The sequence below is a fragment of the Pantoea deleyi genome, from assembly GCF_022647325.1.
GTDB lineage: Bacteria > Pseudomonadota > Gammaproteobacteria > Enterobacterales > Enterobacteriaceae > Pantoea > Pantoea deleyi.
The window spans coordinates 1,925,388-1,938,811 of sequence record NZ_CP071405.1 but is presented as its reverse complement, the minus strand read 5'-3'; the positions used below and the strand labels follow the sequence as shown (position 1 = coordinate 1,938,811).

The window sequence follows — 13,424 nt, the reverse complement described above, 5'->3', positions numbered from 1 at the left end:
ATGCTTTCGACCACCCCCGTCTCTGCTTTGTGAACTATGAACAAAATTGTTTATGTAGAAGATGAACCCGAAGTGGGTTCACTGATTGCGGCCTACCTGGGTCGTCACGATATTGAGGTAATTGTTGAGACCCGCGGGGATCGCGCTGAAGCGGTGATCGCCGAGCAGCAGCCCGATCTGGTGATGCTGGATATCATGCTGCCGGGCAAAGATGGCATGACCATCTGCCGGGATCTGCGGGCCAACTGGCAGGGCCCTATCGTGTTGCTCACCTCGCTGGACAGCGACATGAACCATATTCTGGCCCTGGAGATGGGTGCTCAGGATTACATCCTGAAGACTACCCCGCCTGCGGTGCTGCTGGCCCGCCTGCGCCTGCATCTGCGTCAGTCAACGCAGGGCCAGCCGGAGGATACCCCCAGCGCACCGGCGGCAAACCGGATGCTGCGCTTTGGCTCGCTGACCATCGATGCCCTGAATCGGCAGGTCACGCTGTTTGATGAGCAGATCGCCCTGTCGACCGCTGATTTTGACCTGCTGTGGGTACTCGCCAGCCATGCCGGACAGACGCTTAACCGCGATGCGCTGCTGAAAACCCTGCGCGGCGTCAGCTATGACGGGCTTGACCGCAGCATCGACGTCGCGATCTCGCGCCTGCGCAAGAAGCTGCACGACAGCGCCACCGAGCCGTTCCGCATCAAGACTATCCGTAACAAAGGCTATCTGTTTGCCCCCCAGGCCTGGGATACCCGCGTCCTATGAGAAAGCTCTTTATTCAGTTCTATCTGCTGCTGTTCGTCTGCTTTCTGGTGATGGCGCTGCTGGTGGGACTGGTCTACAAGTTCACCGCGGAACGTGCGGGTCGGCAGTCGATGAACGATCTGATGGCCAGCTCGCTCTATCTTATCCGCAGCGAACTGCGTGAGATCCCGCCGCGCGACTGGAACAAGACCATCAAGAGTCTCGACCTCGGTCTGTCGTTCGACCTGCATATCGAACCGATGAGCAAATTCCAGCTCGATGAGGGCAATATGCGCCGCTTGCGGGCCGGTGAGATCGTGGCGCTCGACGACCAGTACACCTTCCTGCAGCATATTCCCCGCAGCCACTATGTGTTGTCCGTCGGGCCGATCCCTTACCTCTTCTATCTGCACCAGATGCGGCTGCTGGATATAGCTCTGCTGGTCTTTATCGGCATGTCGCTGGCGCTGCCGGTGTTTATCTGGCTGCGGCCACACTGGCAGGAGATGCAGCGTCTGGAGAAAGCAGCGCAGCGGTTTGGCCGTGGTGAGCTGGATGTGCGCACCCATTTCGACAGCACCTCCAGCCTGTTCCGGCTCGGCATCGCGTTTAACCAGATGGCCGAGAACATCAACACTCTTGTCGCCAGCAAGAAGCAGCTGATCGATGGCATCGCGCATGAGCTGCGCACCCCGCTGGTGCGCCTGCGCTACCGGCTGGAGATGAGCGATAACCTGACAGATAACGAGCGGGTGGCGCTGAATCGCGATATCGGCCAGCTGGAGAGCCTGATCGAAGAGCTGCTGACCTATGCGCGCCTCGACCGCCCGCGCGTCGATCTCAACCTGAAAACGCAGGATCTGGCCTACTGGCTGCGTGAGCGGCTGGATGACTTCCGCACCATCAATCCGGCGATGCAGCTCGACCTGGAGTTGCCGCAGTGTGAGAACATTGGCGTCTCCGATACCCGCCTGATGGAACGGGTGCTGGATAATCTGGTCAATAATGCCCTGCGCTATGCCCGGCAGCGGCTGCGCGTCAGTCTCTGGTTCGACGGCCCGACCGGCTGTCTGCAGGTGGAAGATGATGGGCCGGGCATTCCGCCCGAAGAGCGCGAACGGGTGTTTGAACCCTTTGTCCGGCTCGATCCCAGCCGTGACCGCGCCACTGGCGGCTGCGGCCTTGGCCTGGCGATCGTCCACTCGATCGCGCAGGCTCTGGGCGGCAGCGTCATGATTGAATCCAGCCCGCTGGGCGGCGCCAGCGTTCGCTTTTGCTGGCCGGTTGATTTACCCTTGCGGGAAATTCCGCTGCGATAAAACACAAGGAGTCCTGCGTGACCTCAGCGTATCAGCACCTTACCGCGACCTTTCAGCGTCTCTCCCGTTTCAGCCACGTCACCGCCATTGCCGGTTGTGATATGCAGACCACCATGCCGCCAGGCGGCAGTCAGGCGCGGGGTGAAGCCCTGGCCGAAATGAGTGTTTTGCAGCATCAGATCCTGACTGCCCCGCAGGTCGGGGAATGGATCCGGGCCGCTGAACAGGAGTCGCTGAACGACGTCGAGCGCGCCAACCTGAATGAGATCCAGCGGGCTTATCAGCAGGCCACGCTGCTGCCCGATGACTTTGTTGAGGCGAAGTCGATCGCCGGTTCAGTCTGTGAACATGCCTGGCGCACACAGCGCCCGGCCAACGACTGGCAGGGTTTCGCCGCCAACCTCAAAGAGGTGGTGCGCCTGAGCCGCGAAGAAGCACAGCGCCGCGCCGACGCCAGTGGCGCTTCGCGCTACGATGCGCTGCTGGATCTCTACGAGCCGGGGATGACCCGCGCCCGGCTGGATGCGACCTTTGGCGAACTGAAAACCTGGCTGCCCGATCTGCTGCAGAAGGTGGTGGAAAAACAGGCGCAGCAGTCGGTGATCGTGCCGCAGGGGCCGTTCGCCGTGCCTGCCCAGCGCCAGCTTGGCCTGAGCATCATGGAGACGCTGGGCTTCGACTTTAATCATGGCCGGCTGGACATCAGTGCGCACCCGTTCTGCGGCGGCGTGCCGGAAGATGTGCGTATCACCACCCGCTACAACGAGACGGAGTTCCTCAGCGCCATGATGGGCGTGATTCATGAAACCGGTCACGCCCGCTACGAGCAGAATCTGCCGCAGCAGTGGCGCGGCCAGCCGGTGGCGCTGGCGCGTTCCACTGCCATCCATGAGTCCCAGAGCCTGTTTATGGAGATGCAGCTGGGCCGCAGCCGTGAATTCCTGCAGCGTATTCTGCCGCAGATAACGGCCACCTTCGGCGACCAGCCTGCCCTGCAGGCGGATAATTTCGTGCGCCTTACCCAGCGTGTGGCGCCGGGCCTGATCCGGGTTGACGCCGACGAGCTGAGCTACCCGGCCCACGTCATTCTGCGCTACGAGATCGAGCAGGCGCTGATTGAGGGCGACATTGAGGTTGAGGATATCCCGGCGCTGTGGGATGAGAAGATGATGCAGTCGCTGGGGCTGGATACCCGCGGGAATTACCGTGACGGCTGTATGCAGGATATCCACTGGACCGACGGCGCCTTTGGCTACTTCCCGACCTACACGCTGGGCGCGATGTACGCCGCGCAGCTGTTCCGGGCGGTGAAACAGGCCATTCCGCAGCTCAGCGAGCTGATTCAGCACGGCGAACTGCAGCCGGTCTTCGACTGGCTGCAACAGAATATCTGGCAGCACGGCAGCCGTTTCTCCACCGATCAGCTGCTGATCAACGCCACCGGTGAAGCGCTGAACCCGGCGTTTTTCCGCCAGCATCTTGAGCAGCGCTACCTGAATAACTGAGTATCCGGGCGGCCTGCGGGTCGCCTCTTCCCCCCTTTGTACAATCGGTTACACGCCGATACCAAACACCCACGGACACCGCGCATTGCTTTCCCTATAGTCTCTTCACCGGCCCCGCAGTGGGCTACACATGAAAAAATAGTCTTCGAGGGATTTGCAATGAAAAAATTATTTGCACTGGTTGTCGCCGCTGCTATGGGTATGTCTTCTGTTGCTTTCGCTGCTGACACCACAGCTGCGCCAGCTGCTGCTGCGCCAGCCGCAACAACCACCACGACTACCGCTGCTGCACCGGCTAAAACCGTTCACAAAACTGCGCACAAGAAACACCATAAAGCTGCACAGAAAGCCCAGGCTGCTAAGAAACACCACAAAAAAGCAGTGAAGAAAGATGCAGCGCAGAAAGCGCAGGCTGCTAAGAAAGTTCACCACAAGAAAGCGGCTGCACAGAAAGCGCAGGCTGCTAAAAAAGTTCACCACAAGAAAGCCACTCAGCCAGCCGCTCAGAAAGCCCAGGCTGCTAAAAAAGTGCACCACAAAAAAGCAGCTGCACAGAAAGCCCAGGCTGCTAAAAAAATGCACCACAAAAAAGCAGTAAAACCTGCTCAGAAAGCGCAGGCTGCTAAAAAGATGCACCACAAAAAAGTTGTGAAATCAGCTGCTAAAAACTAAGGTCGCCTTAGCGCACGACCACGCGATAATGATTAAAAACACCCGGTTCTGCCGGGTGTTTCTTTACTGAGGTGGAAAAAATGGTGCGTCGCTATCGCTTCGAAATTATTCTGCTGGTGATGATCCTGTGTGGCATTGTTGCAGCAAGCTTCTTTATTTGATCGCTGTAGCGTACTGATTAACCAATAAAACTCCCTTTTTCAACGCTCACCGACTATAGTTACCGTATCTGCGGAATAACAATAACGTTACTTTTCTCGCCATTGAGATTTCTATGCGCCTGGCTACCCTGTTAATGGTTGGACTTTTCAGCTTTGCCACTACTGTTCATGCCGATGATGACGATGACTCACCGACGCCTGCCGAGATTAAAATGCTCTTCTTCGGCAAGGACCATCGTCAGGCTATCACCGACATTACCGCAGCACCCTGGGATGCGATTGGTCAGCTGGAGACTGAAAGCGGCAACCTCTGCACCGCAACGCTTATCTCTCCGCATCTGGCGCTGACGGCCGGACACTGCCTGCTCGCCCCGCCGGGTAAATTTGATAAGCCAGTGGCGCTCCGTTTTATGGCCAGCGACAAAGGCTGGCGCTACGAGCTGCATGATATCGACGCGCGGGTTGAACCCTCGCTGGCATCAAAATTAAAGGCGGATGGTGAAGGCTGGATCGTGCCGAGCAGTGCGGCACCCTATGATTACGGCATTGTGATACTGCGCAATCCGCCGTCAGCGATTACGCCAATCCCCCTGTTCGACGGTTCACGCAGCGATCTCACGGCCGCGCTGAAACTGACCGGCCGCAAAGTGACCCAGGCGGGATATCCGGCCGATCATCTCGATACGCTTTACTCCCACAGTAACTGCCTGATCACCGGCTGGGCCCAGCGCGCCGTGCTCTCCCATCAGTGCGATACGCTGCCGGGCGACAGCGGTTCTCCGCTGCTGCTGAACAGCGACAATGGCTGGCAGTTAATTGCGGTGCAGAGTTCGGCTCCGGCCGCAAAGGATCGCTACCTGGCGGACAACCGCGCGATTGCGGTCACCTCGTTCAAAGACAAGCTGGAATCGCTCGCGCAATAAGCCAGCCAGACCACCCTGTCCGGGGCGCGCCGTTGACTGCGCGCCCCGCATCCCTCAGTTCGCAATCTGCTCCATCGTCTGCAGGATCCGTTTATCGGAGATGGGATAAGGTGTGCCCAGCTGCTGAGCAAAGTAGCTGATGCGCAGCTCCTCAATCATCCAGCGGATGTTCTTCACCTCTTCATCATCCTGACGCTGCGGCGGCAGTTTATTCCGCCACGCCTGATACGCCTGCTCCACCGCCTGCACTTTTAACATGCGGGCACGATCGCTGTGCGGGTCGGCCGGCAGTTTCTCCAGACGGCGCTCGATGCCGTGCAGATAACGCAGCGTATCGGCCAGCCGCTGCCAGCCGTTTCCGGTGACAAAGCCGCGATAGACCAGACCACTCATCTGTGCCTTGATGTCGGAGAGCGCCAGCGCCATCGTCATATCGACCCGTCCCTTGAGACGCTTGTTGATGTTGAAGACGGCCGTCAGGATCTGCTCGACCTGACTGGCGATGGTGACCACGGTGTCATTGAGTTCGCCGCGCACTTTGTCACGCAGTTGCTCAAAACTGGCCTGATCCCAGGCCGGGCCGCCCGCTTCCGCCATCAGCTTGTCGATGCCACAGGCGATGCAGTCGTCGATCAGCTCCAGCACTTTGCCATAGGGGTTAAAGTAGAGGCCGAGCTTGGCTTTGTTAGGCAGCTTTTCGTGCAGATATTTCACCGGCGACGGCACATTCAGCAGCAGCAGGCGACGCTGACCGCGCCACATCATCTTCTGCTGTTCCTGCTCGCTGTCAAACAGGCGGATCGCCACGCTCTCTTTCTCATCCACCAGCGCCGGCCAGGCTTTCACCTGGTAACTGCCGCGCTTCTGCTCGTAGCTGCGGGGCAGCTCGCCAAAGCTCCAGATATGCAGCCCGCTCTGCTCCAGACCATCGTCGGCCACTTTCGACAGCGTTTCCTGCACTTTGCCTTTCAGCTGTGCCTTGAGCGCAGTGAGATCTTTGCCTTCCAGCAGTTTGCGATTGTGCTCGTCCACCACCCGGAAGGTCATTTTCAGATGATCGGGCACCTGTTCCCACTGCCACTCTTCGCGGTCCAGCGTGACGCCGGTCATGCGGCGGAACTCGCGCGCCAGCGCATCGACCAGCGGCATCTCCATCGCCGTGACCCTGCCCAGGAACGCCTCTGCATAATTAGGTGCCGGCACCAGATGACGGCGCAGCGGTTTGGGCAGCGATTTGATCAGCGCGATAATCAGCTCACGGCGGATGCCGGGGATCTGCCACTCAAAACCGGCGTCCTCCACCTGATTCAGCAGCGGCAGCGGAATATGCACCGTCACGCCATCCGCATCGGCCCCCGGCTCGAACTGATAGCTGAGCTTCAGTTTCAGGTTGCCCTGATGCCAGAAGTTGGGATAGTCGAGCTGGCTGACGCTGTTCGCGCCCTCTTTCATCAGCATCTGTCTGTCGAAGTTCAGCAGCTCCGCATTTTCACGGCTGGCCAGCTTCCACCAGCTGTCGAAATGTTTCGCCGACACCACCTCTTTGCCGATGCGCTGATCGTAAAAGGCAAACAGCGTTTCATCGTCGACCAGAATGTCGCGACGACGGGATTTATGCTCCAGATCCTCTACTTCGCTGCGCAGCTTCTGGTTAGCCCGGAAGAAGGCATGCCGGGTCTGCCAGTCGCCCTCCACCAGCGCATGCCGGATAAACAGTTCGCGGCTCAGCACCGGATCGATACGGCCGTAGTTCACCTTGCGCGCGGCCACAATCGGCAGCCCGTAGAGCGTGACCTTTTCGGAGGCCATCACCGCGCCCTGCGATTTCTCCCAGTGCGGCTCGCTGTAGCTGCGTTTGATCAGATGCTGCGCCAGCGGCTCGATCCACTCCGGCTCGATCCGGCCTGCGGTGCGGCCCCACAGGCGGCTCGTCTCCACCAGCTCCGCGACCATCGTCCACTTCGGCGGCTTCTTGAAGAGCCCGGAACCGGGAAAGATGGCGAAACGGGTATTGCGCGCGCCGGTATACTCCTGCTTGTCGCTGTCTTTCTGGCCGATATGCGACAGCAGCCCGCTCAGCAGCGCGCAGTGCACCTGCTGCAATTCGGCCGGTTCGCTGTTTACCGGGATCCCCAGCTCTCGCACCACCTGACGCAGCTGGGTGTAGATATCCTGCCACTCCCTGACGCGCAGGTAGTTCAGGAAGTCACTTTTGCACTGACGACGGAAGAGATTGCCGGACAGCGCCTTCTGCTGCTCCGCCAGATAGTTCCAGAGGTTCACATAGGCCATGAAGTCGGAATCTTTATCGGCAAAGCGGCGATGCTTCTCGTCCGAAGCCTGCTTCTTCTCGGCCGGACGCTCGCGCGGATCCTGAATCGACAGGCCTGCGGTGATGATCATCACTTCGCGCACACAGCCATATTTCTGCGCTTCCAGCACCATCCGGGCCAGCCGCGGGTCGACCGGCAGCTGCGACAGATGGCGCCCGGAACCGGTGAGTTTGTAGTGGCCGGTCTCTTCGTTAAGCGTCAGCGCGCCCAGCTCCTCCAGCAGCCGGACACCGTCCTGAATGTTGCGCTTGTCGGGCGCTTCCACGAACGGGAAGGCCGCGATATCGCCCAGCCCCAGCGAGGTCATCTGCAGGATCACCGACGCCAGGTTGGTGCGCAGGATTTCCGGATCGGTAAACGCCGGGCGACTCAGGAAGTCATCTTCCGCGTAGAGACGGATACAGATGCCGTCGGACACACGGCCACAGCGCCCTTTTCGCTGGTTGGCGGAGGCCTGAGAGATCGGTTCAATCGGCAGGCGCTGCACCTTGGTACGGAAACTGTAGCGGCTGATGCGGGCCGTGCCGGGGTCGATCACATATTTGATGCCGGGCACCGTCAGCGAGGTCTCGGCGACGTTGGTCGCCAGCACGATACGGCGGCCGCTGTGCGACTGGAACACCCGATTCTGTTCGGCGTTCGACAGGCGGGCATAGAGCGGCAGCACCTCGGTGTGCGGCAGGTCGCGCTTGTTGAGCGCGTCGGCGGTGTCGCGGATTTCGCGTTCGCCGCTCATGAAGATCAGGATATCGCCCTGGCTCTCGCGCCCCAGCTCATCCACCGCATCGAAAATTGCCTGTAGCTGGTCACGATCGCCATCATCCGCCTCGTCGACCACCGGCCGGTAGCGCACCTCGACCGGATAGGTCCGGCCCGACACTTCGATCACCGGCGCATGGTTAAAGTGACGCGAGAAACGCTGCGGATCGATGGTCGCGGAGGTGATGATGACTTTCAGATCGGGACGGCGTGGCAGCAGCTCACGCAGATAGCCGAGCAGAAAATCGATGTTCAGGCTGCGCTCATGCGCCTCATCGATGATGATGGTGTCATACTGCATCAGCAGGCGGTCCTGCTGGATTTCGGCCAGCAGGATACCGTCGGTCATCAGCTTAACCTGCGTCAAATCGCTGACCTGATCGTTGAAGCGCACTTTATAGCCGACACAGCCGCCCAGCGAGGTGCCCAGCTCATCGGCAATGCGGTTCGCCACGGTGCGCGCCGCCAGACGACGCGGCTGCGTGTGGCCGATCAGGCCGGTGACGCCGCGCCCCAGCGCCAGACAGATTTTCGGCAGCTGCGTGGTTTTACCAGAGCCGGTTTCACCGGCCACTATCACTACCTGGTGATCGCGAATCGCCTCAGCAATATCCTGCTGCTTCTGGCTGACCGGCAGGTTGTCGGGAAACGTGATGGCTGGCGTGGCGGCGCGTCGCTGCGCCACCCGCTGAGCGGCAGCGATAAATTCCTGCTCCAGCTCCTGCGCAATGCCCTGCTGTGCCTCAGGATTTTTAACTTTTCTGGCCCCCTGCAGACGGCGCTGCAGACGCTGACGATCGCGCAGCATCAGGCCATCGAGCTGTGCCCGGAGCGCGTCCAGTGGGGAGATTTCGGGAGATGACATAATAGTGACGTACCTTACTCAGGCAGTGCTACGGCGTGAAACCGCGCCCTGCAAGCCGGGATAACCAGCTGAATCCATAAAATAATTGCGCGAATCATAGCACATTCTGAACCGTTCCGGCGGCAGCCTGCGGGTAGGCTTATTCAATAAATTCGAACATGGGTCTCGAAATATTGCGCTTTCACCGCGCCATCGATAACCGTAGAGTGTAAACCATTGAGCGGAAAGTCTTCCGCGTAACAGACAGGAAACCACCATGAGCAAAGTTTTAGTTCTGAAATCAAGCATCCTTGCAGGTTACTCACAGTCAAGCCAGCTTGCTGACTTCTATGTTGAACAGGCTAAGGCGCAGGGTAAAGAAGTGACCATTCGTGACCTGGCCGCTAACCCGATTCCGGTTCTGGATGGTGAGTTAGTGGGTGCGATGCGTCCTTCCGATACGCCGCTGTCTGCCCGTCAGCAGGACGCGCTGAACCTCTCTGATGAACTGATTGCAGAACTGCAGGCACATGATGAAGTGGTGATTGCCGCGCCAATGTACAACTTCAATATCCCGACGCAGCTGAAAAACTACTTTGACCTGATCGCCCGTGCTGGCGTGACCTTCCGCTACACCGAAGCTGGCCCGGAAGGCCTGGTCACCGGCAAAAAGGCTGTGGTCATCTCCAGCCGTGGCGGCATCCACAAAGATACCCCGTCTGACCTGCTGACCCCTTACGTGAAGCTGTTCCTGGGCTTTATCGGCATCACCGACGTCGAGTTCGTGTTAGCTGAAGGCATCGCATACGGTCCGGAAGTGGCCAGCAAAGCGACCGCAGAAGCCAAAGACGCTATCGCGCAGATCGTGACGGCATAACGGCATCTCATCTCAGGATGACATCGTGAAGAACCGGGCCACGCGCCCGGTTTTTTTATGGCGATATGTCGCTGTCGGTCTCTTTTCTCAGCCACTGGCCGTTGATGCCCCGGACATATTCGCCCGCGCCCGCGCGGCTCACCAGCTTCTGCCCGGCGATACCTGCCACATCCGCCACGGAGAGACGATTCTGATCCGCCAGACGCTGATACTGCTGCTGGCGTCCGGCATTGATACGCTGCACCAGCGCCAGGGTTTCAGGGTCCTGCGCCCGCGCAGCCAGATAGCCGGAAAGCGTTTCCCCCACCCGACCCGATTGCCGCGCCTGATCCAGTGTCAGCGCCCAGGCAGGCTGCGCCATCGTCAGGGCGAGTAAAAGCGCCACGCTTATGCGTTTCATCGTTGCTCTCCTCAGAACAGACCGCTCTGGTTTTTCAGTAACGCTTCGACATCCTTATCAACTTTGATATGGATCTCGTGCTCGATTCTGACGTTCATGTTGATGGTGATGGGATCTTTGGGTGCCGTGACTTCAATGCGCGGCACACAGCCGATGCTCAGCAGTCCGGCTGCCATAACCAGTAGTGCCTTCAGGCTCATGGTGAAGTGTCCTTGTTCGATGGCAACGTCGCATGTTGCTCTAGCCAGGATTGCAAATTATCGCCGAAGCGCAGGCTGCGCCAGAGCTGGAACAGATTTTCCTGGTGATGATAGTTAAGGTTGACCGTCTGACGACGGTTGCTGAAGCGGCTGACGCCCTGAACCTGCGCCTCCATGCTGAGGTCGCCGAGATTATCCAGATTGATTGTGGCCCAGCTGCGGGAGATCTCCATGTAACGCAGCCAGTCCAGCGCGGCGCCGGTCGCAACGTTGTTGCGGGTAATGGCATCCGCCATATCCTTGTCGAGCCGGAAGGTCAGCGGTCCGCTGTTGGCGATCCACCCTTTCTCCACCAGCCAGCGCGGATTGTTCAGCCACAGCGGGAGCTCGCCGTTGACGTTGCCCGACATCGCAAACTGCTTCGGCTTCAGCGCCGTGACCAGCTTGCTGAGGCTGATCTGACGCAGCGAGACCCTGGCTGGCTCATGCTGCGGCATTCGCAGCGCGGGCAGCGTAATCTGGCCGCCCAGCAGATCCAGGCTCACATCCTGCAGCGTCAGCGGCGCCGCTTCGGACCACGGCCAGTTGCCCTGCAGGTCGGCGCGTATGTTCTGCATCGCGAACTGGTTTTTAATCTCCGCGATCCGCAGCGACACCGGGCCATGCTGGCCGAACTGCCAGTGATCGGCCCTGAAGCGGAACGGCAGCGAGAAGTCGATGCCGTTAACCTGGCTGTCGGGCGTCCAGACGCTGCCCTCTCTGACCGTCCAGTGGCCGCCAGCCTCGAACCCCTGGCCCGGCGCGGCGGAAAATGCCACCTGCGCCTGCAGCCTGCCGTCCTGTATCTGCATTTTCATGTCGGGGCTGAGCAGCGGCTGAAAGACCGTCAGCGACTGGGAGGGCCACCAGGCCTGTCCGCGCAGCCGCTCACCATCCCAGCGGCCATTGACGCGCAGCGGCCCCACACGACCGGCCTTTAACTCGCCCCGCCAGAGAAAATAGCCGGGGTCGCGGCCTTTAGCCTCAAAGTCGAGCGTGGAGGCGGCCAGGCGACCGCCATAGCTGAAACGGGTTTCGCCCGCCTGCAGGCGGAAGTGCCCTTGAAACGAGGGCTGCGTTACATCGCGCTGCCAGTTAACCGGTTCCGTAAGCGTCAGACGCGGAGAGGCCACGTTGACACTGCCGTAGGCCAGATGGTTAAAGCCGGTGGAGAGTGTGTCCAGATGGATCAGCGTATCGTGCCAGCCACCGGTGCCTTTCACGTCCCAGCGCGCCTGCAGGGGCAGCATCTCGCCGCCGCCCCAGTAGCGCCAGTTCCATTCGCCTTTATCGGGCCAGAAGTCCGTGGCACGGCCATCAAGATGGAGCCGGAAACGGCCAAAACTGGCGTCGTGCGCGGTGAGGATCGCCTGCAGGCGGCCATCGATCCCCTGCGACGAGAGCCGCACGCCCGCCAGCGGCCAGCGCGCCTCATCCACCTCCAGCGTGGAGAGGATCCTGCCCTTCAGACGCAGCAGCGATTTGGGCTGCAGCACCAGCTGAGGGTCAAGCAGGGAGCCGCTGAGCCGGCCCGGTACCGATCCGTAGAGTTGCAGGGCGGCCAGTTTGCTTTCCCCCGTGATCTGAAACGGCAGGTTGCTGTCCGTCAGGCTGAGATTACCCGGCCCCACGCCGAGCACCACGTTGCCCTTGCCGCCGCGTCCCCGGGTCAGCAGGTTGATCCGGCCCGTGATCTGGCTGCCCTCCAGGCCCGCCTGCCAGTTGTCCAGCGTCAGGTTAACGAAGCCGGACAGCGGCTGAGTCTCCAGCGGCCAGACATATTCGCCCCGCTCAATCTGAATTCTGTCCCGGCTTATCTGCCACGGTAAGCGAAGCAGCGGCTTCTCCTGTTCCGCCATCGCCACACGCAGTTCACCCTGCTGCTGCTGCCAGTTAAGCGTGAGCTGCAGGGGATGCGGCAGCGCGGCCAGCGTGAGCTGCCCCGCCACGTCGCCCTGCACCGGCAGGTCAGTCGCGAAGGCAGGCAGCGTCAGGTCGCCCCTGAGGGTGATCGGTTCGGGCAGTGCGGGATGGGTAAACCTCAGGCGCGTGATGGCCAGCTGCTGGCCGGTCAGGGTCGCCGCCAGCTGCAGGTTCTCACCCTGATAACTGAGCTGCTGGCGATCTTTCTCCAGCGTCAGATCCAGGGCGCCTGCGTAGGTCTGCCACGGCGCAACGGTCACTTTGCCCAGATGCACGTCGGCGCCAGGCAACATCGCCTGCCACTCGGCCAGGGTTTTCGGGGCGGCTGCGCCCGGTTCACCGGCGGGCAGTTTCTGCAGGCAGGCGCTGTCCAGCGTCAGTTCTGCCGCGTTGAGTTTCCAGCGCGACTGATGCCAGCCCAGCGACACCGCTTTGACGGTGGCCAGCGAGCAGTCCGCGGCCAGATAGCGAATCTGCGGCAGCCACAGGCCGCCATCGCGCCAGCGGGGCGCGCCTGAAAGCGCAATACGGGTTTCGGCGGGCAGCCAGATGCCGGCCAGTCGCGGCAGCCATTGGGTCACAGTCAGCATCAGGCCGAGCAGCAGCAGAATCAGCGCCAGAATCGCCGCCAGCCGTCGCCGGAAAATCCGTGGCATGAAAGCCATAATCCTTTTCCTTACAGTATCCTGACAGGAATGATGGCATGTAATCCGCCAGAGGTGAAGGTC

Annotated in this window: 11 protein-coding genes; 7 read left to right on the top strand and 4 right to left on the bottom strand. The window is 60.3% G+C overall.

From position 1 onward, the window contains the following. Positions 1-36: 36 nt before the first annotated feature. The 6 genes from rstA to J1C59_RS09090 all read left to right on the top strand — a co-directional run bounded on the left by rstA (position 37) and on the right by J1C59_RS09090 (position 5,321). Entirely contained in the window at positions 37-762 is a 726-nt protein-coding gene (gene rstA / locus J1C59_RS09110) for a two-component system response regulator RstA (RefSeq protein ID WP_111139504.1), read from the top strand. After that, complete coding sequence (gene rstB / locus J1C59_RS09105) at positions 759-2,060, top strand: two-component system sensor histidine kinase RstB (RefSeq protein ID WP_128085875.1); 1,302 nt, start codon at positions 759-761, stop codon at positions 2,058-2,060. The genes rstA and rstB overlap by 4 nt, the downstream gene beginning before the upstream one ends. A 17-nt stretch (positions 2,061-2,077) precedes the next feature. Next, positions 2,078-3,565, top strand: coding sequence for a carboxypeptidase M32 (locus J1C59_RS09100; RefSeq protein WP_128085876.1), 1,488 nt, complete (start codon positions 2,078-2,080; stop codon positions 3,563-3,565). Positions 3,566-3,724: 159 nt separating this feature from the next. Further along, positions 3,725-4,237, top strand: coding sequence for an acid resistance repetitive basic protein Asr (gene asr, locus J1C59_RS09095; RefSeq protein ID WP_128085877.1), 513 nt, complete (start codon positions 3,725-3,727; stop codon positions 4,235-4,237). 80 nt (positions 4,238-4,317) lie between these two features. Further along, positions 4,318-4,398 (top strand): small membrane protein YdgU, encoded by an 81-nt coding sequence (gene ydgU / locus J1C59_RS21930; protein WP_009090068.1) that lies wholly within the window; start codon positions 4,318-4,320, stop codon positions 4,396-4,398. A 113-nt stretch (positions 4,399-4,511) separates the two neighbouring features. After that, a complete protein-coding gene (locus tag J1C59_RS09090) occupies positions 4,512-5,321 on the top strand; it encodes a trypsin-like serine peptidase (protein ID WP_128085878.1) in 810 nt (269 codons plus the stop codon). Between the two features lie 54 nt (positions 5,322-5,375). Here the strand turns inward: J1C59_RS09090 and hrpA are convergent, their stop codons facing one another. Continuing rightward, positions 5,376-9,278, bottom strand: coding sequence for an ATP-dependent RNA helicase HrpA (gene hrpA / locus J1C59_RS09085; RefSeq protein WP_140917247.1), 3,903 nt, complete (start codon positions 9,276-9,278; stop codon positions 5,376-5,378). Positions 9,279-9,534: 256 nt separating this feature from the next. Between hrpA and J1C59_RS09080 the strand changes: the two genes are divergently transcribed. Next, entirely contained in the window at positions 9,535-10,134 is a 600-nt protein-coding gene (locus J1C59_RS09080) for an FMN-dependent NADH-azoreductase (RefSeq protein WP_128086878.1), read from the top strand. 55 nt (positions 10,135-10,189) lie between these two features. Here J1C59_RS09080 and J1C59_RS09075 read toward each other — a convergent pair whose 3' ends face one another. Genes J1C59_RS09075 through J1C59_RS09065 form a run of 3 tightly spaced genes read right to left on the bottom strand, consistent with a single transcriptional unit; the run spans position 10,190 to position 13,361 of the window. Continuing rightward, positions 10,190-10,534, bottom strand: coding sequence for a YdbL family probable chaperone protein (locus tag J1C59_RS09075; protein ID WP_128086879.1), 345 nt, complete (start codon positions 10,532-10,534; stop codon positions 10,190-10,192). Between the two features lie 11 nt (positions 10,535-10,545). Beyond that, complete coding sequence (locus J1C59_RS09070) at positions 10,546-10,734, bottom strand: YnbE family lipoprotein (protein ID WP_128086880.1); 189 nt, start codon at positions 10,732-10,734, stop codon at positions 10,546-10,548. Beyond that, entirely contained in the window at positions 10,731-13,361 is a 2,631-nt protein-coding gene (locus J1C59_RS09065) for a YdbH family protein (protein ID WP_140917248.1), read from the bottom strand. The genes J1C59_RS09070 and J1C59_RS09065 overlap by 4 nt, the downstream gene beginning before the upstream one ends. Positions 13,362-13,424 lie beyond the last annotated feature (63 nt).

Coding starts and splice junctions, on each gene's coding strand:
- rstA (WP_111139504.1), top strand. CDS start 37: ATGAACAAAATTGTTTATGTAGAAGATGAACCCGAAGTGGGTTCACTG.
- rstB (WP_128085875.1), top strand. CDS start 759: ATGAGAAAGCTCTTTATTCAGTTCTATCTGCTGCTGTTCGTCTGCTTT.
- asr (WP_128085877.1), top strand. CDS start 3,725: ATGAAAAAATTATTTGCACTGGTTGTCGCCGCTGCTATGGGTATGTCT.
- ydgU (WP_009090068.1), top strand. CDS start 4,318: ATGGTGCGTCGCTATCGCTTCGAAATTATTCTGCTGGTGATGATCCTG.
- J1C59_RS09090 (WP_128085878.1), top strand. CDS start 4,512: ATGCGCCTGGCTACCCTGTTAATGGTTGGACTTTTCAGCTTTGCCACT.
- hrpA (WP_140917247.1), bottom strand. CDS start 9,278: ATGTCATCTCCCGAAATCTCCCCACTGGACGCGCTCCGGGCACAGCTC.
- J1C59_RS09080 (WP_128086878.1), top strand. CDS start 9,535: ATGAGCAAAGTTTTAGTTCTGAAATCAAGCATCCTTGCAGGTTACTCA.
- J1C59_RS09075 (WP_128086879.1), bottom strand. CDS start 10,534: ATGAAACGCATAAGCGTGGCGCTTTTACTCGCCCTGACGATGGCGCAG.
- J1C59_RS09070 (WP_128086880.1), bottom strand. CDS start 10,734: ATGAGCCTGAAGGCACTACTGGTTATGGCAGCCGGACTGCTGAGCATC.
- J1C59_RS09065 (WP_140917248.1), bottom strand. CDS start 13,361: ATGGCTTTCATGCCACGGATTTTCCGGCGACGGCTGGCGGCGATTCTG.